The organism is Streptomyces sp. NPDC085524 (genome assembly GCF_044541755.1).
In the GTDB taxonomy this organism is placed as follows: domain Bacteria; phylum Actinomycetota; class Actinomycetes; order Streptomycetales; family Streptomycetaceae; genus Streptomyces.
The window spans coordinates 444,864-461,272 of record NZ_JBITTH010000002.1; the positions used below are offsets into that span (position 1 = coordinate 444,864).

16 protein-coding genes and 2 pseudogenes are annotated in these 16,409 nt (G+C 69.2%); 8 read left to right on the forward strand and 10 right to left on the reverse strand.

Features of this window, described 5'->3' with window-relative positions:
- Positions 1–3 precede the first annotated feature (3 nt).
- Positions 4–426, reverse strand: a complete 423-nt coding sequence (locus ACIGFK_RS04805; protein ID WP_400050556.1) for a DUF6223 family protein — start codon at positions 424–426, stop codon at positions 4–6.
- Between the two features lie 237 nt (positions 427–663).
- Between ACIGFK_RS04805 and ACIGFK_RS04810 the strand changes: the two genes are divergently transcribed.
- A complete protein-coding gene (locus ACIGFK_RS04810) occupies positions 664–1,791 on the forward strand; it encodes a sensor histidine kinase (protein ID WP_400050558.1) in 1,128 nt (375 codons plus the stop codon).
- Complete coding sequence (locus ACIGFK_RS04815; protein WP_400050560.1) at positions 1,788–2,450, forward strand: response regulator; 663 nt, start codon at positions 1,788–1,790, stop codon at positions 2,448–2,450. The genes ACIGFK_RS04810 and ACIGFK_RS04815 overlap by 4 nt, the downstream gene beginning before the upstream one ends.
- 246 nt (positions 2,451–2,696) lie before the next feature.
- On the opposite strand, the gene ACIGFK_RS04820 is transcribed toward ACIGFK_RS04815, so the two are convergent.
- From ACIGFK_RS04820 to ACIGFK_RS04855, 8 genes and pseudogenes are all read right to left on the reverse strand, one after another.
- Positions 2,697–4,013: a hypothetical protein gene (locus tag ACIGFK_RS04820; protein WP_400050562.1), complete on the reverse strand. Its 1,317-nt coding sequence runs from the start codon at positions 4,011–4,013 to the stop codon at positions 2,697–2,699.
- Positions 4,014–4,651: 638 nt separating this feature from the next.
- Complete coding sequence (locus ACIGFK_RS04825) at positions 4,652–4,987, reverse strand: helix-turn-helix domain-containing protein (RefSeq protein ID WP_400050564.1); 336 nt, start codon at positions 4,985–4,987, stop codon at positions 4,652–4,654.
- The gene (locus ACIGFK_RS04830) at positions 4,984–6,099 is read right to left on the reverse strand and encodes a tyrosine-type recombinase/integrase (protein ID WP_400050566.1); all 1,116 of its coding nucleotides are present in this window, start codon (positions 6,097–6,099) and stop codon (positions 4,984–4,986) included. Before ACIGFK_RS04830 ends, ACIGFK_RS04825 begins: the two co-directional genes overlap by 4 nt.
- A 175-nt stretch (positions 6,100–6,274) precedes the next feature.
- Positions 6,275–6,445, reverse strand: a pseudogene (locus ACIGFK_RS04835) (HNH endonuclease); the annotation flags it as partial.
- A 469-nt stretch (positions 6,446–6,914) separates the two neighbouring features.
- Complete coding sequence (locus tag ACIGFK_RS04840; protein WP_400050568.1) at positions 6,915–7,373, reverse strand: hypothetical protein; 459 nt, start codon at positions 7,371–7,373, stop codon at positions 6,915–6,917.
- A gap of 486 nt (positions 7,374–7,859) precedes the next feature.
- On the reverse strand, positions 7,860–8,300 hold the full coding sequence (locus ACIGFK_RS04845; protein WP_400050569.1) for a hypothetical protein: 441 nt from the start codon (positions 8,298–8,300) through the stop codon (positions 7,860–7,862).
- Positions 8,300–9,601 carry an amidase domain-containing protein gene (locus ACIGFK_RS04850; protein WP_400050571.1) on the reverse strand — a complete coding sequence of 434 codons (1,302 nt, stop codon included), beginning with the start codon at positions 9,599–9,601 and terminating at the stop codon, positions 8,300–8,302. Before ACIGFK_RS04850 ends, ACIGFK_RS04845 begins: the two co-directional genes overlap by 1 nt.
- A gap of 3 nt (positions 9,602–9,604) precedes the next feature.
- Positions 9,605–9,928 carry a type VII secretion target gene (locus ACIGFK_RS04855; RefSeq protein WP_388681909.1) on the reverse strand — a complete coding sequence of 108 codons (324 nt, stop codon included), beginning with the start codon at positions 9,926–9,928 and terminating at the stop codon, positions 9,605–9,607.
- 417 nt (positions 9,929–10,345) lie between these two features.
- Here ACIGFK_RS04855 and ACIGFK_RS04860 point away from each other — a divergent pair, with 417 nt between their 5' ends.
- Positions 10,346–11,170, forward strand: a complete 825-nt coding sequence (locus tag ACIGFK_RS04860) for a hypothetical protein (RefSeq protein ID WP_386468493.1) — start codon at positions 10,346–10,348, stop codon at positions 11,168–11,170.
- An 83-nt stretch (positions 11,171–11,253) separates the two neighbouring features.
- Here ACIGFK_RS04860 and ACIGFK_RS04865 read toward each other — a convergent pair whose 3' ends face one another.
- Positions 11,254–11,541, reverse strand: coding sequence for a hypothetical protein (locus ACIGFK_RS04865; protein ID WP_386468495.1), 288 nt, complete (start codon positions 11,539–11,541; stop codon positions 11,254–11,256).
- Positions 11,542–12,545: 1,004 nt separating this feature from the next.
- On the opposite strand from ACIGFK_RS04865, the gene ACIGFK_RS04870 reads away from it, so the two are divergent.
- From ACIGFK_RS04870 to ACIGFK_RS04890, 5 genes and pseudogenes are all read left to right on the forward strand, one after another.
- On the forward strand, positions 12,546–13,097 hold the full coding sequence (locus ACIGFK_RS04870; protein WP_386468496.1) for a hypothetical protein: 552 nt from the start codon (positions 12,546–12,548) through the stop codon (positions 13,095–13,097).
- A 489-nt stretch (positions 13,098–13,586) separates the two neighbouring features.
- Positions 13,587–14,012: pseudogene (locus ACIGFK_RS04875) on the forward strand (IS110 family transposase); the annotation flags it as partial.
- 302 nt (positions 14,013–14,314) lie between these two features.
- Entirely contained in the window at positions 14,315–15,190 is an 876-nt protein-coding gene (locus tag ACIGFK_RS04880; RefSeq protein WP_400050573.1) for an IS5 family transposase, read from the forward strand.
- 27 nt (positions 15,191–15,217) lie between these two features.
- Positions 15,218–15,499 (forward strand): hypothetical protein, encoded by a 282-nt coding sequence (locus ACIGFK_RS04885; protein ID WP_400050575.1) that lies wholly within the window; start codon positions 15,218–15,220, stop codon positions 15,497–15,499.
- 123 nt (positions 15,500–15,622) lie between these two features.
- Positions 15,623–16,045: a hypothetical protein gene (locus tag ACIGFK_RS04890; protein WP_400050577.1), complete on the forward strand. Its 423-nt coding sequence runs from the start codon at positions 15,623–15,625 to the stop codon at positions 16,043–16,045.
- Positions 16,046–16,409 lie beyond the last annotated feature (364 nt).

Below are 16,409 nucleotides of genomic sequence, written 5' to 3' on the forward strand. Positions count from 1 at the left end.
TCCTCACTCGGCCGCGCGCAAGTGGACAGGGCGGTCAGCCGGTCGTCCCGCGCGGCGAGAGCGGACCAGGGCCAGTCGGCTGAGGACCACGGCGATCAGCCCCAGCGCCAGGGCCAGGGCGCCACCGATCACCCCGTTGCCGGTGCCGGGACCGCCGTCGGCGACGCCCAGATTCACCGCGCCGATGACCACGCCGAACAGCCCCGTCACCAAAGCCACGAAGGCCCCCCTCTTCCCGTTGCCGTTGCCGATTCGGCCGGCGGAACGGGCCAGGGCCAATGCGCCGATAACCACGCCAGCCAGCGCCACCAGCGCCGCCACGGTGCCTACGAGCCGCCCGGCGGTCAGCTCATAGGCATCGGCGGCGATCGGCTGGACCGAGGCGTGCGCGGCCACCGGTGCGGCAAGCACGTAACGGACGGACATGAAGTGCTCCTTCTCCTCGTACTTCTCGTACGACTTCTGTTGCTGGAAGCCGTCCGAATCCTGTCCGCCGGTCCCCCCGCCGGTCGTCCCGCAGACGGATGCATTTTGCGCTGCCGCCGACGGCGTACACGGCTACCGCGAACGCGGCAGGAGCCGCGTATGTACCGCGGGCGCGGTAGAGGGCCGTTCCTCCGCGAGTGGGACTCGCCCGCACAGCCCTCTGGCTAAGGTGCGCCCATGGGGAAACGACGGTTCGAAGTGCCGGCTGCTGTCGGGGACTGGGCGATCGCCGTGGGCGTGGCGGCGCTCATGCTGGGCACCGGATGGTCCGGGGAGCACCCGGGCACAGCAACCGATCTGCTCGGCCGCGCGCTGCTGGCGGTCGGCGGCCTTGCGCTGGCCGCGCGCCGCCGGGCTCCGGTCGTCGTCCTGGCCGTCACCGGGCTGTGCGCGATCGGTTACCAGGCGGCTGGGTTCGACGTCCTCTCCGTCGCGTACCTGGTCGCGGTGTACGGCGCGGTGCGGGCCGGGCACCGCACCCTCGCGGTGACGGCGTCGGTGACCCTGCTGGTGACTCTCCAGCTCACGGCGCTGGCCCTGCGCGACGGGCCCGCGGGCGAGGTATCGGTGCAGGCCCGCGGCACCCTGGAACTCGCTTGGCTTATCGCAGCCTTCGCCGCAGGGGAGGCGGTGCGGCAGGCCGAGCAGCGGGCGGACGAGGCCGAGCGCACTCGGGAGGAGACGGCGCGGCGTCGTGCCGACGAGGAGCGGCTGCACATCGCGCGGGAGCTGCACGATTCGCTCACTCACCAGATCTCGGTCATCAAGGTGCAGGCCGAAGTCGCCGTCCATGTGGCCCACAAGCGCGGCGAACCGGTGCCGGAAGCCCTCTTGGCGATCCGCGAGGCCGGTCGCGAGGCGAACCGGGAGCTACGGGCCACCTTGGAGGCACTGCGTGACGACAGCACGACGCCACCGCGCGGGCTCCACGACGTCCCGGAACTGGTCGAACGTGCTCGGGCGATCGGCCTGGACGCGACACTGACGATCGAAGGACAACCACGCGGTGTGCCAGCCGCGGTGGAACGGACCGTCTACCGCATCGTCCAGGAGTCCCTGACCAACATCGCCCGGCACGCCGACGCCGCCACCGCGTCAGCCCGGATCGACTACCGCCCGGATGCCCTCGCGGTACGCATCGACGACGACGGCAAGGCCACACCGGACAACGTCCCGCTGCCGGGCGTTGGACTCCTCGGGATGCGCGAACGGGTCACCGCTCTCGGCGGCCGCCTGCTCGCGGAGCCGCGCAGCGAGGGCGGCTTCACCGTCCAGGCTGAACTCCCCGTGGAGCAGATGTCATGATTCGTGTCCTGCTGGTCGACGACCAGCCACTCATCCGCAGCGGATTCCGCGCCCTCCTCGACCTCGAAGATGACATCGAGGTGGTGGCCGAAGCCGGCGACGGCCAGGAAGGCCTGGCGCTCGCCAAGGAACACGTACCCGACATCGCGCTCATCGACATCCAGATGCCGGTCCTCGACGGCATCGAGGCGACCAGGCGCATCGCCGCCGACCCGGCCCTGGCCGGGATGCACGTCGTCATCCTGACCAACTACGGCTTCGACGAATACGTCTTCAACGCCCTGCGCGCCGGCGCCGCCGGATTCCTCGTCAAGGACATCGTTCCGGAAGACTTCCTCCACGCCGTGCGCGTCGCCGCGCGCGGCGACGCCCTGCTCGCCCCTTCGATCACCCGCAAGCTGATCGACCGGTACGTCACCCAGCCCCTCCATACCGGTGCCGACACCATGTTGACGGAGCTGACCAACCGCGAGCGCGAGGCCGTCGTGCTGGTCGCCCAAGGCCTGTCCAACGACGAGATCGCGGACCACATGGTGATCAGCCCCATGACCGCGAAAACCCACATCAATCGGGCCATGACCAAACTCCAGGCCCGCGACCGCGCCCAACTCGTGGTCCTCGCCTACGAAACCGGCCTGGTCGCGCCACACAGCCGCTGACACCATCCGGTCGCAGGAAGCCAAGGCTCTTGCCTTTCTGCAGCGGTAGACACCGGACCCGCAGACGGTGCTCATGGCAGCGGATCGGGCCGCCGGTGTCCGGCAGCCCTGTCCGGGTCCGGCACGCCGGTCTTCCGTTCCTACTGGGACCCCGGGGCACCCGATTGCGCTGCCGGAATCGTCGGCGAAGCGACAGTTGGTCCGTCCTGCGGACCGGCCGGCTGAGGCGCATCAAGACCGGTGTGGTCAGGGTGGCGGGGTCAGGCGGGCTTCGAGATAGGCGGTCCAGTCGGTTGCGGCACGTCGTCGCCAGTGGGCGGCTGTGACGGGGTGGAGACCGAGCATGGGGCCGAGAACCGCTGGGGGTAGGTCCTGGGCGAGGGCGACGAGGGCGGTGGCGCGGGCGGGCCGGTTGGGGATGTGGTGGGCGGCCAGGCGGCGGCCGAGCACGGTCGCGGAGAGGTGCTGCCCGGGGCGGCCTCCGGGGAACAGCCAGTCGTGGGAGGAGTTCGCCGCCCAGTTGGTGGGCGCCGGCATGTTCGAGAGGCCGGTCAGCAGGTCGGCCAGGGATGCGGGCAGGGGGATGGGTGTGCGGTCGAGGGTCAGGAAGGCGCCCTCGCCGACAGTGGTAACGGCGCAGGTGGTCAGGGCTGCGATCCGGGTCAGGTGCTGGCCGAAGAGGAGGAGGATCGCTCCGGCTCCGCGTACGTCGAGGGGCAGGTCGGTGTCAGTGAGGCACTGGTGGAGGAGCTCCCACTGCGAGTCCCCGTCCAGGCCGACCGGGTCCTTCTTGGGCCAGTGGGGGACGTCGAGGGCACGGGTGTGGCCCCGGCGGGTAGCCCAGACGACGAAGTCTCGAACAATGAATCGGGTGCCGGGGTTGACCGCGAGCCATGCATCCACGTCATGCTGGGTCACCTCCCGCAGGAGCCGCCCGCGCGCGGTCATCGCGGTCAGGAACTCACTGGCCCGGTTGATCCGGGCATAGGCCGAGCGGACCCGGTAGAGGAATCCGCCACCGCGCAGCCGGTGATGGCGGCGGGCCCGCGGCAGAAGTGACCAGCGCACGTAGGAGCGGAGCAGAAGGGCGTGCTCGGGGTGCCGAGCTACAACCCGGTCCAGGTGGCGTTCGATCCGGGCGGACACCTCGTCCCGCTCGGGCAGCACCTGGTAGGCGACGAGGAGGCCGCGCAGGTAGTCCACGGTTCGGGAGGCGGCCCGGCCGTCTCCCGCGGTGGTGTCGAGGTCGATGTGGGTGAGCGGCCGGCCCGTTGCCACCAGGTCGGCGAGCAGGCGGGCGGAGTGGGAGTTGCGCAGCCAGCTCAGGACGGTGCCGGGTTCAGGGCAGTCGGCCAGAGCTGCCCGCATCTGCGCGTACGGGCCCGAGCCGTGGATCGGGACGGTGGAGAACAGCGCGGCAAGGCGGTCGTGCACCGCGCACCGGTCGCAGACCCCCTTGACCTGGTAGGAACGGGGCTCGGCACAGCGCGGGCAGGCGTAGTGATCTGCATGCCCGTCGCAGGGCCCGCAGACCCGGCGGCCTTGCGCGCGAGCGATCAGCACGCGGCGCCGGTCGCATCCCGGGCATGAGGCGGGTCGGCGGCGGGCGTCGCGGTAGCAGGGCTTGCAGACCGGGCCGAGTGGCCAGCGGGCACACACCGGCGCGCTGGCCCCACACAGCGCGCACGGCGCTGTCGGCCGCGGCCGGCAGTTGGCGCACGGGTCCATGAACGATCGGTTCCCGCAGGCAGAGCAGGTCCGGCCGGTTGAGAGCTGATCCCGGCGGCAGGCCGCGCAGGTCTTGTGGCTCGGGCGGGGGCGGATCTCTCCGCAGGCGTTGCAGTGCCCGATGTCGGACTGTGCGGCCAGGATGCCCTCGCAGCCGAGGCAGACCCTGCCTCCGGGCACTGCCCGCCGTAACGGCCGGACGCGGCCGCACCGCAGACAGGCCGGTGCCCGTACCTCAGCGGCACCGGCCGCGGCGAGTGTGGTGATGAGGGCCTGGACCGACCGCGGAGCGAGGGATGCTCCGCTGACCAGGGCGTCGGGGTGGGCTGTGAGATGGACCCGGATACGTCCCCTGGCCGCAGGGGTCAGCCCGGCCACGATCCGAGCCGCCTCCTCGCGCGCGAGGTCGGGCAGGAACCGGGTAATCCGCTCGGTGAGTTCGTCCCACGAGGCCGGAACGGGAACCGGGCCGCTCACCGTTCACCCGGGCGCAAGACGCGAACGCGGCGGGCGGGCGGAGCTTTCGCCACGCTCGTGTTCTCGCCGGTCGCGGTCGGCTTCGCGACCTGAACGCGGGTCTCCGCGACGTCGATCAGGTCTGCGGGGGTGACGCCGAGGATGCCGCAGAGGGCTGCCAGGGTGTCCATTGACAGCCGTTGCGGAGGCTGGGTGACCAGCCGGAACACCTGCTCCCGCGAGAGATGCACCCCGTACTCGGCCAGCAGCGGGACCAGGTCGGTGGTCTGGTACATATCCCGCTCCGCCATCAGCCGTCGCAGGTTCCACGTGAAGCCCATCCTCTTCATCACCGCGGCAACACCCCTCCAACAGCGGGTTCCAGACGTTTGTGAAGCGCGGCCTCGATCAGCCGGTTGCGGTACTCGTCCGACACCCACGTGTACAGAGCGGTCGTCGCCGCGTAGGAATGGCCGACCTGCTCCTGGACGAACCGCTCCGGATACCCGAACTCGATCAGGTGGGTGATGTAGGTGTGTCGCAGGCAGTGAAGGTCCAGCTCTGTGGGCAGACCGGCGTGCTCGCGGAGGGTGGAGAAGATCTCGTCGAGGCGCCGCCCTCCCAGCCGGCCACGGCGCTCCGAGACCCACAGGGCGGGGTGACGCCCCGGGGAGAACCCGCCACGAACCTCCTCAACCCACTCCAGGGCGACCGGGACGATCCAGTCCAGCTCGGGCACGGTCAGCACGGTCCTCCGCTTCGGCGGGCTCCCTCGCGACGCCTTCCCGTACCGAATCTCCAGAGCCCCGAGCCGGCCATACTGCGGCGCGCGCGGGTTGTGCCGCAGATCCGGCAGGTCGAGCATCGACGTCTCCCGGCGCCGGGTCCCGTACGCGTAGACCTGCTTGACCAGCACCGAGTCCCGCCAAGCGGCGAGCACTCCCTTGCGGCCTCGCTTGCGGATCTGTTCCACCCGGTCGTCCGCCGCGTCGAAAAGCGTTTGGAGCTCGTCGTAGGTGAATGCGCGCCGGCCGGGACGGCCCTCGTAGGCGGCGACGTGCTGGGGGGTGTTCCAGTCGTGGCACACCTGGACCGGGAACCGGCCGAACTCCTCCAGGCAGCCTGTTGCCCATCCATATCGTCCGTCGGTGATGAACGCGCAGAACATCTCCAGAGAGCCCTGTTGTCCTCGCACCGTGGACCAGGCGAGTTCACCGCTGGAGAGCCGCGCCGAGAAGTACGCCTCGACGTCCTCGGGTGTCCAGTCCCACGGATACGTGCCCGTGAACTCGACAAACCGACGTACCAGGCTCAGCCGATCCACGATCGTCTTCGTCGCTAGAAGTCGGCTCCGCTGCTGGTCCTGCCACCCTCGCAGCATGGCGTCGAACATGGCGGGCTCCGGGTCCAGCGCACGGACGTTGCCTGCGCGGACCAGCCGGATCGCACCCGGCACATCTGCCACACCCACCCCACACCTCCGACGGTTGCAACTAATGCAACATCGTGGCGTCGGATACTCCACCCCAGGTCCAGAACCCCACACCCTCACCTGGACGAGTGACACCCCCGTTCTCAGGCCGCACTGCGCCGCCTGCGAAAGCAGCGGAATGATGCGTCCGACCCAACTCCGCCTACTTGGAGTCGTACACCTCTGCGGGCGGAACGAAATGATCAACATCAAGCCGGGCGGCATCGGTCACCACGACAGCGTCGTACGCACTGCGCCAGGAGCCGCCGGTCAGTTTGCAGCCGGCCCCGACCTGCGGAGCCTGCACGGCTTCGGAAAGGATGACTTCCTTGCGGGTGTTGGCGTACGTGCCCTGCAGAGGGCATCTCCGCCGCGACGCACCCCACCAGCTCGCCCTCGGACTCGGCCACCCGCACCCACCCGCAGTCAACGGCTTCGGCGAGGAGCGCCAGCGACGGGACGTCCACGGCCTCGCACGAGTCGGTGAGCAGAAGGCGGAGCCCGGCCAGATCGGCGGCATCGGCCGCCCGGGTGGACCATGCAGCCATGTCCGTCCGTTTCGTTCGGTTCGGGGCGCCCTGAAGGGCCTTGGTGCATGACAACTACCCCGTTTCACAGCGAAGTTGCCCTTCGAGTCCCACTCGTCGCCGGAGTGAGCCGGACGGGCTCGGCGCCGTGCCGGAAGGCGTGTGCGGGAAGACCGCTGCGGAGGACGGCGGGCCGCAGCCCGGTGGCGGCTGGCAAGAACAGCCGCCCGGACAGCGGGCACAAGGCGGTGTCGGAGCTCGTGGACGTGGGCGTCCACCCGGTCATGTTCGCTTGAGGTGGTACAGATTGGGGGAGTCCGGGTCCCCGGCGAGGTAGTAGGGCTGGAGCCCCTCCTTGGTCCGTTCCATGCCGAACTTCCAGGTGTACTCGCCGATCGGGCTGTATGGCGCTGTCGTCCATTTGTCGATGCTCCTGGGGGGACGCTGGATCTGCCCCGTCACGTTGGTGATGGAGATCTGGACAGCCGGGGCACCACCGATCGTTTCTCCGCTGGCCCCTTCGATCAGTTGCCAGGTCCCGGTACCGGACAGTCCCCACCCTCTGTCGAAGGCCCAGTCCTCACCTCCAAGATCTCTTACCTCGGCTCGACCGTCCCGCTCCAGGATCACCTTGGCGCCGTCGGGTCCCGTCCAGTCCCCGACGAGCTCTTCGGCCGAAGCGTTGTGGACCGTCGGCAGCCTGGGGTAAAAGAGCGCCCCACAGCCGCTGGTGACCACCATCAGGGCCACCGTCAGGCCCACCACCCACCATCCCCCGCGCCTGCGATTGGCCATGATTCTCCCCAGCTCAGCGCCACCCCGGCAGAAATGAACGTGTTCAGAATAGCTCGCGAACGAGCACTGCGCGTGGCACTTGTGGGTTTCTCGAACTACGGAGTCATTCCTGGAAGACGCAACGAAGCATCGACCCTCGCCCCAGCCGACGGCACCACCAGAGCCTGGCCTTCGACGCGCGCCCGAGCCGCTGGAGGCCGACGCTCACACCTCGCAGCCCTGCCAGCCACCGCCGGAGCCGCGATCACCCGAGGTACGGAGTCGGCCGCCGCTCACCGAGCCGTGCGGTGAGGACTTCTACCTGAAGCCCAGGGAGGTCTTCACGGTCGCGCCTGAAGCCGAGGGGATCGATGTCTGGTTCTCCACCTTGGTGTGGGAGGGAGGTCGCCGGCCGGGTGCTCAGCTCTCAACCGCCCACCGTGCACGCGCTCGTCAGCACCCGTCGCCGAGGTTGATCCCCGCCGCCGCGGCCGAGTACACGACGTAGAGCTGGATGAGTTCCATCGGGATCGCCAGGACGTTGAACCAGACCGTGGTGCCGGCGACGAGGCCCGGCCAGGTCTCCCCGAGCCGGCGGCCGTACCGTCCACGGAGCCGCCGCGCGAGCAGTACGCATACCGCCACCGCCGCCATGCCGAGACCCACACCGGCCCACCCCGCGACGTACTCCGTCATCGGGAAGCTCAGGTGCCGGCAGGCTGCGCGCTGCCGGTCGGCCCACCCGTGCTCGATCTCCTGCGTGTGCAGGGACGTGGCCACACCGGCCACGGTCAGCAGCGGCACCAGCAGCGCCACCGTCACGGTGCCCGGCGTGACGGCACGCGGGCGGGCCGTGCCATCGCTCGGGGCTGGGGAGGGGGAAGTGGTGGCCATCAGTACCAATCCGGTTCGGGGCGGACGATGCGGATGCGCTGCTCGCCCCCGTTCCTGTTCGCGATGTGTTCCCGGCTGTCCAGACTCACGTTCTGGAACGAGCTCGTGTGCTGGGTCAGCTTGATGTCCCCGTCGGGGGTGACTGAGGTGACGACGGCGGCATGGTGGGTCTCGCCGGGGGCGGTTTCCGTGCCGGGAGCCACCTGCTCGTAGAAGACGATGTCCCCGGGCTGTGCCTCTGCCCGCGGCACCTCCCGGCTGCCGTGGCGCAGCAGGAAGTTCTGGAGTCCCTCGGCCCGGGCCCATGACTCGGAGTGGTACGCGTGCTGGTCGAGCCAGTCCCACCCGGTCCCGCTCTGGCGGCCCCAGGCGTCGTCGCCCATCAGCCCGGTCCAAGGGTCGATCTTCTTCTTCATGCCGCCGGCTTCAAGGCTCGAGGACACGAAATTGGTGCAGTTGCCGAGCGCCCCGTAGTCGAGGTCGTCCTTCTTGTCCCAGTGGTCGAGCGCGTACCGCACCATCTCGACCCGGTCGATCTTCCCGTCGGACCCGCGCAGCTCGCGCCCGACCTCGGACGGCAGGCCCTTGAGGTCGGCGAGGGTCACGGGGTCGGCCCGCATGAGGTCCTTCTGCTGCTGCGGTGTCAGGCCGTCCCACCAGGTGCGGACGAGGTGCGGGTCCTTGCCGGTGGGGATGTCCGCCCTGAGGATGTCGAATTCGACGTGTGACGCCTCGACGAGGATCTCGTTGTGCGCCTGCGAGGTGTCGGAGACGTTGATGGTCTGCGCGAGCTTGTCCAGTTCGGCCGCGGCTTTCGAGTCCGCCTGGGAGGCCTCGCGCAGGGCTTCCGCTATCAGCCTGTCAACCTCGGATATGTGGCCGAGTTCCTTGGTGTAGGCGTCGCGTACGTTCTGCGGGACGTTCGGGCCGACGGGTGCGGCGCCCGTGTACGCGCCCACGGCGCGACCGTCCTCGATGCTCAGCCCGTGCTCGCGCGCCAGCTCGGCCGCGTGGAAGAGGGTGCGTTGGGCGAGGCCCATGGAATGGGCCAGGGCGTCGACCACCATGGCCACACCCTTCATGATGTCGCCGCCGGACTCCAGACGGTCGGCGAGGTCTTCCAGGCGCCGGCCGGCCTGCTTGCCGGTGGCGTCCGCCCAGTGGTCGTCCAGAGGCTTCTTGCCCTGTGCGCGGATGTCCTCGCAAGCGGAGGAGGAACGCCGGGCGAGGTCGACCCAGTCGTCCGCCGCCTTCTGCCACTGGTCCACGCGGCAGTCGTACAGGTCGTGATAGGCGACCACGGGTCAGTTCCTCCCGAAGTCGGCGAGGCCGCTCTGGAGCCTGGCGAAGGCGTCCCTCGCCTGTGCGTCCGTGGTGTCGTAGGCCCTGGCCGTGGTGTGGAGGTTGTCGGCCATGGTGTTCATCTGGTTCCCCAGATCGACCATGTGGTCCTCCCAGGCGGTCGCACACCGCTTCAACGCCGCGGCCGAGGCCCAGCCGTGGTGGCCGCCGGCTGCCGTGTCACTCGAATCGAGGGACTTGCGGAGGTTCTCCAGCGCCTTCTCGGCGGCCGAGCTCGCACCTCCCGCGCTTTGCCGCACGTAGTACGTCTTAATGTCTATATCCACGAATTCCCCCCATGATCACTTCGTCCACATCCTAAGACACCGCTTCGTCGGTGTGATCATTCGTTGAACGGTCATCGCCCAGGGAACCTGCAACAGGCACTGCAACACCCCAGGTGCAACAGAGGCTGCGTTGCGGCAACACCCCGTACAACGGGGATCCTGGCGCGTGTTGCACCCCGCGTTGCAAGACCCGGCCGAGTCGAGGTTGTTCCTGCCGCTTCCCGCGTGGGAACGGGCGCAGTCCTTGTTCGCCCCGTGGTCGCGGGTCCCGGACGTCACGACTGGGCGGGGTTCCATCGGACGGGGTCGGCGGAATCGATTCCTCGGGGACCGAACGGGGGACGGGCGAGGTGATGGCGGCGCGTGAGGGGGACCGATGGTGCGTCCCCCTTCGTCCCAGTCCCCGTGGAGTCCCCCATGACGTTCGGAAGAACGGTCCTGCTCGCCTCGGTCACTTCCGCCTGTGTCCTCGCGACCGGCGTGCCCGCACCCGCCCACCCCTCGGACGGGGCCCGCTCCGCCCGCGCCACGGTGTATCGACAGGTGGTCGGGGCCCCGCTGACGGTGGCGACCAACCACTCCAACGGCGCCGAGGTGCCCTGCCCCGAAGGCATGTTCGCGACCGGGGGCGGGTTCACCACGGACGGGTCGGCCGACCGGGTGTTCCAGACCAGCTCGTTCAGCACGGGCCGGGGCTGGTACGTCGACTTCCGCAACGTCAGCGGCGCACCGCGCACCGTGCGGCCCACCGTGGTCTGCTCGACGGCCCAGCACCGTAACCAGAACGGCGACAGGGAAGCGGTGGCGCCGATGCGCGCCGCCACGGTCTTCTCCCCCAGGTGCCCGGAGGGCAGCACCCCCAGCGGTGGCGGTTTCTCGGGGTCCAGGGTCTTCAGCTGGTTGTCGGCACCCCAGCACGACGGCAGCTGGGGCGTCCAGGCGGTCAACACCCGGTACCTCGACGGGAGCCTCGCCGTCACGGTCACCTGCTCGGCCGAGCCCCACCAGGAACTCTCGGGAGACGAAGTGGTCATCCTGCCGGGCGAGACCAAAGACGCGGTCATCAAGTGCCCCGCCGGCCAGACGCCCACCGGCGGAGGCGGGTTCGTCGCCCGCGCGCTCCTCCACACGATCTTCCTGTCCCGCTCGTTCGCCCGCGGCGACACCTGGGTGGTCACGGGCACCAACACCGGGAGCGACGAGAACGGCCTGACCGCCTCGGCGGTCTGCGCGAAGCTCTGACCCGGCCCGCGAGCGAGCTTTGCTCACGCGGCGGACCGCCGGGCGGCGCGGTGTCGGGCCGCGCGGTGTCGGGCTGCGCCGCCTCACGCTCCCTCGCCGAGGGAGGCCAGGAACTCGCGCTGGCCGGAGAGGAATCCTTCGGCGAACAGGGACCTCGGCGCGGCCACCGCGGTCGCGGTCAGGCGCAGCCACGAACGTTCGACGGCGTGTTTGACCGGGCTGTGGGTGGCGTCGGGGTAGTGGGCCACGCGCAGGGCGGGGCCGGGCAGCAGCCGCCGGTAGGCGGCCTCGGTCTCGGCCGTGTCCACGTTGACGTTGTGGCCCGCGAGGACCAGCAGGACGGGCGTGCCGCGCAGCGCCGGCACCCACATCAGCTGCCCGGCTCAGCACGGTGATCATGCCCGTCACCTGCACCGACGACGGCCCCCACGCAGCCCACATGATCCTTCCCGGCGCTGTGCGGCCGCCTGAGGCTCCCTGAGGCCCTTCGGACGCTTCCGTCGATCATGGGGCTAGCAGGCGCTCACAGCGACGTACAGCGCCCCACACGCTCGTGGGGCACCGCCCGACTCGGAGGAGCCGGCACTGGCGGACCAGGGGTCCGGCACCTTCTCGCCGCCAGCCTCCTCGTCGTTCCCGGCTCCGAGCTCTGCTCTCAGGGGGGAGATCTACAACCCGCACATAGGTACTACAAGTACCTACCTACATTGGGGTGCAAGACGACCCCCGCGGCCGAACCCGCCCTGGGCCTCGGCAGCAGTCCGGTGCAGCGCGGCCGTGCTGCTCGCTGCTGCAGCTGCTGCTCCTGGCGGTGAAGGGTGCAAGGCGTTCCTGCTGTTCGCCCTGCTGCTGTCCAGCTGGGGTGCAGCAGGATATTCGCCACGGTGCAGCACAGTGCAGCGCAGCATTCGCACGACCCGGGCGGCACACGGCTGCTGCTCGTGTAGCAAGGCGGACCTCACCGGTGCAGCGGGCGGTCGCTGCACCGGGCCGGCTACCGGCTCGCGGCTGCTGCCACCGTCGTGCTGCTCGGCTGGGTGCTGCTGCGCGCGCAGACCCGCAGCACGCAGCAGCCGCCTCCCCGGCGACGGCTGGCTTTGTTCTGGAGGAGCAGAACGAGCCGGTTCACCTGGTGCTACCGACAGCAGTCCCGTGTCGGAGTCAGAGCCTGCTGGTTGTTCTGCTGCTCCAGAACAACCCGGTTTAAGGGCTGTCCCGGAATGCAGCGCCGGGCTGTCACGCCACTACGCCCGCGGGGGCGGTGTCAGCCGGCGACCTTGGCACTTGCGCTCGACGGCCACCCCAGGAAGAGTCTCGTCCGGCAGACGCTCACCGGGGCGATGCCGTGTGAGCCGGGGGCAGTGGGATGTGCGTAATGGATGCAGCGGCCAAAGAGGCTGCCGTCGCTCGGTTCCTCCGCGAGTATCCGCAGGCAGGGCAAGCCGAAGGCGATCACCCCGCGCTTGTGGGCTGCGCCGATTCCGACTGGTCGCAGATTCCCGGTTGTCCTGCCGGGATCCCGGTCCTGCTCCGCGGGCTCCTCGATCAGGCCGCCGGCCCCGAGGCCCTGCGCGTGCTGGGCAACGTCTTGATGAACAGCATTTTTCACCTGAGCGCGGCGATGCCGACCGCCTTGCCCTTCCTGATCCGCCTGGCAGCCGTCCCTGACATCGCGGTGCGCCCCGGACTGGTCGAACTCTTGGCCCATGTCGCGGAGCTGTCTCGACCCGTCGACGAAGGCCAGGCGGGGCTCTTCGGCAACGAGTGCGATCACCCAGAACGCGAATGGTGCAGGGCCGCGCTCGCCACACACGCCTCTGAGCTGCGCGCGTTGCTGGAGGACGAGAGTCTTCCGGACGGACTGCTCAGCGCGGACGACCGCGAGTGCCTACTCAAGGCTGTGGAACCACAGCGAGCCCCCTCCTGAATCCCGCAGGCCGGCACTTGCGGGGACCGTGTAACCATCTCGCAGTGGCTGGTGTGATCACGGCGTCGGAGCCGTCCTAATCCGGTGGTAGCGACAGCCCTGAGGGGCGTACACCGTGGCTGTTCGAGCAGCCACGGTGGTCGCGATGGCGGTCACGTGAGTGTCGGGCTGATGCCTTGAGTCGTCCTGGGACTTGATCCCTATATCCAGAGCGGTGATGCCCGACGCTCTCGTGACCGCCATCATCGTCAACACTGCCCGCTTGATCGCTCGTTGGTGTCTGTGGTGCGAGCCCGCTGCATGGTGACCCCTCGTGATGCCCGAGCCACTTCAGCTCCAACGCAGACCGGGGCCCGTGCGGCGAGCTGGTGCCACGAACAGCTGCTGAGGTGGCGGACCGACCTCTTGTCGAGTCCTTGGATTAGGTCGCTGCGTGGTTCCGCATGAGCTCGTGACCAGTACGCAAACCCGAGCACGGGGAGGGGAAAGATCTTGATCTACTGCGGCATCGACTGGGCGGAGAAGACGCACGACGTCGCCCTGGTCGACGACAGCGGCCAGTTGGTAGCCAAGCGGCATATCACCGATGACGCCGCTGGCTACAAGATCCTGCTGGATCTGCTCGCTGAGAACGGTGACACGGCGGAGGCCCCGATCCCGGTCGCGATCGAGACGTCCCGGGGCCTGCTGGTCTCGGTGCTGCGGACCGGCAAACGACAGGTGTTCGCGATCAACCCGATGGCCGCGGCTCGCTACCGAGACCGGCATTCCGTCTCCCGCAAGAAGTCCGACCCGGGCGACGCCCTGGTCCTGGCCAACGTGCTGCGCACCGACATGCACGCTCACCGGCCGCTTCCACAGGACAGCGAGCTGGCCCGCGCGGTCGGCGTTCTCGCCCGCGCTCAGCAGGACGCGACCACCCTTGCCGACGAACTCGACATCAAGCAGCTCACCGTGGCCCTGGGCATGTCCTATGGCGGAACCGCCCACTATCGGTAGCACTCTGAGTCCCTGTCACGCTCTTCCGGTCGCCGGTCGCCGGTCGCCGGTCGCCGGTCACCAGCTGGCCAGCTCGTAGCCGGTGAACGTCCCGCACCATTGGAGTCCGCTGAGTGCGGTCCGCGTCTCGGGCGCGGCGCGACGGGACACCCACTCTGCGAGCTGAGCCTTAGGCCGTGTATCGAAAGTGGATCTTGGGCTGTGAATGATCACATTTCATGGGTCGGGGAGATCTCACGGACGAGCAGTGGGCGGTGCTGGAGCCGTTGTTGCCGAAGGGCACGAAGACGGGGCGACCGCCGGTCTGGCCTCGGCGGCAGTTGATCGACGGCATACGGTTCCGGGTCCGGACCGGTGTGCCGTGGCGAGACGTCCCCGCCGAGTACGGACCGTGGAGCCGGGTCTACGACCTGTTCCGCCGATGGCAGCGGAACGGCACCTGGCACCGGATCCTCACCCGGCTCCAGTCCCTGGCCGATGCGAAAGGCAGGATCGTCTGGGACCTGAACGTCGACTCCACGGTCTGCCGCGCCCACCAGCACGCGGCCGGGGCCCGCAAGCAGGGCGATCTGCAGAAGGAACCACCGGGCGGAATCTTCGTCGAACCTGGTGATCACGCCCTTGGACGCTCGCGCGGCGGCTTCACCACCAAGCTGCACCTGGCCGTCGAGCAGGGCCAGAAGCCCATGTCGATCGTGCTCACGGCGGGACAGTGCGGTGACTCGCCGCAGTTCGAACCCGTGCTGGAGAAGGTCCGCGTGCCCCGCATCGGGCCGGGCCGGCCGCGTGTCCGCCCCAACCGAGTCCGGGCGGACAAGGCGTACGCCTCCCGCAAGAACCGTGCCTACCTGCGCCGCCGCGGAATCCGCTGCACCATCCCCGACAAGGCCGACCAGGCCCGCAACCGCCAGAAGCTCGGCTCCCGTGGCGGTCGGCCGCCACGTTTTGACGCGGCCGACTACCGCGAGCGCCATGCGGTCGAGTGCGGGATCAACCGCCTCAAGAGACACCGTGCCGTCGCCACCCGGTACGACAAGCTCGCCGTCCGCTACGAGGCAACCGTGCTGGTCGCAGTCCTTAACGAGTGGCTGTGACAGGCGCCCTGCTGGGACCATGCGCCGGTGGACTCAGGACTCCCCGCCGGGTGGACGATCGAACGCGTGCGCGCTCTTTCCGGAGACTCAAGCGCCGCCTCGCTCTCCCTCGATCGGCTCGTAGTCGTCGAGGTGGCCGGCCAGGGCGACTACGAGCCGCTTCGGCCCGATGTGATTCTCGCGTTCCACGAGTTGTCCCTCGTGAGAGACGACGGTGAGTGGTTCATGGGGCAGCTCGACGATGACGGCTCGGTGATCTGCTGGGCCTCCTACGGATCCGACCTTGCCGAGGCCATCCGCAGTCTCTGAACAACACCCCGCACCTTCAGCCACTTTCGCAACAGGCCCTAGAGCGGCATACCCTCTAGGCCAGTTTCAATCTGGAAAACAGAATGAATCATCCCTGCGGGGATGGGCTGGCCTGATCGGGTCATGCCTATCACTGTCGAGTTCTTCGTGGCACCGGATGATGAGGTGACCGCTCAGGTCGGGCCGCGGCAGCGCCGTCACGGCTTGCCCGCGTTCGCGTGCGCGGATTTTTTCCCAGACGATGCCGTGGCGGACTGGGAGGTCCTGCTAGCAGGGGGTGTGGCTACAGACTCGCGTGTTGCAGTGCCGATGAAGAATGACGGCTTCACGGTGTTCGAGCTTCCTTCTCGTCTGTGCTCCGCTCTTGTGCAGGCGAGCAGTAGTCGGCTCGTTGAGGTTGCGGGTGCATGGGCTGAGCTTGCCACAGTCAAGGACGAGGGTGTGCGAGCCGAGACAGCGGCCGAGATCCTGATGGGGCTGGCGGATCTGGCCCGCAGGGCAGAAAGCCTTCGTCAGCCTCTGTACTGCTGGTACTTCGCACCCTGACCGAGAGCCGCGATACAGCAGACGCCACGCACCCCACCCTGCCGCTAGCCAGGCCCGCGGAGCGGGCCTCAGTCCTGGAGGCGGAGCCGGGAGGACCAGGGCGGGGGAGCGCAGCGGACCCGCCCAACGGGCCATAGACCCGGACCCTGTGAAACGAAGTCACTTCCCGTGCGCAGCACGGGAGTCCTTGGCCCGCGAAGCGGGCCTCGTTCGGGGGGAGCGAAGCGGAACCCGAACAGTCCGAAGCGAAGCGAAGGACTCCGGCCCGAAGGGCCGGCCTCTGGCTCGGCGAAGCCGAGCCCGCCGAGCGCAGCGAGGCGGTTCGCTGGCACAGCGCGCAGCGCTGTGGGACCCGCTCCGCGGG

Coding starts and splice junctions, on each gene's coding strand:
- ACIGFK_RS04865 (WP_386468495.1), bottom strand. CDS start 11,541: ATGTGGGTGCCGGCGCTGCGCGGCACGCCCGTCCTGCTGGTCCTCGCG.
- ACIGFK_RS04845 (WP_400050569.1), bottom strand. CDS start 8,300: ATGGCCACCACTTCCCCCTCCCCAGCCCCGAGCGATGGCACGGCCCGC.
- ACIGFK_RS04815 (WP_400050560.1), top strand. CDS start 1,788: ATGATTCGTGTCCTGCTGGTCGACGACCAGCCACTCATCCGCAGCGGA.
- ACIGFK_RS04870 (WP_386468496.1), top strand. CDS start 12,546: ATGGATGCAGCGGCCAAAGAGGCTGCCGTCGCTCGGTTCCTCCGCGAG.
- ACIGFK_RS04890 (WP_400050577.1), top strand. CDS start 15,623: ATGCCTATCACTGTCGAGTTCTTCGTGGCACCGGATGATGAGGTGACC.
- ACIGFK_RS04805 (WP_400050556.1), bottom strand. CDS start 426: ATGTCCGTCCGTTACGTGCTTGCCGCACCGGTGGCCGCGCACGCCTCG.
- ACIGFK_RS04840 (WP_400050568.1), bottom strand. CDS start 7,373: ATGGTGGTCACCAGCGGCTGTGGGGCGCTCTTTTACCCCAGGCTGCCG.
- ACIGFK_RS04810 (WP_400050558.1), top strand. CDS start 664: ATGGGGAAACGACGGTTCGAAGTGCCGGCTGCTGTCGGGGACTGGGCG.
- ACIGFK_RS04860 (WP_386468493.1), top strand. CDS start 10,346: ATGACGTTCGGAAGAACGGTCCTGCTCGCCTCGGTCACTTCCGCCTGT.
- ACIGFK_RS04880 (WP_400050573.1), top strand. CDS start 14,315: ATGGGTCGGGGAGATCTCACGGACGAGCAGTGGGCGGTGCTGGAGCCG.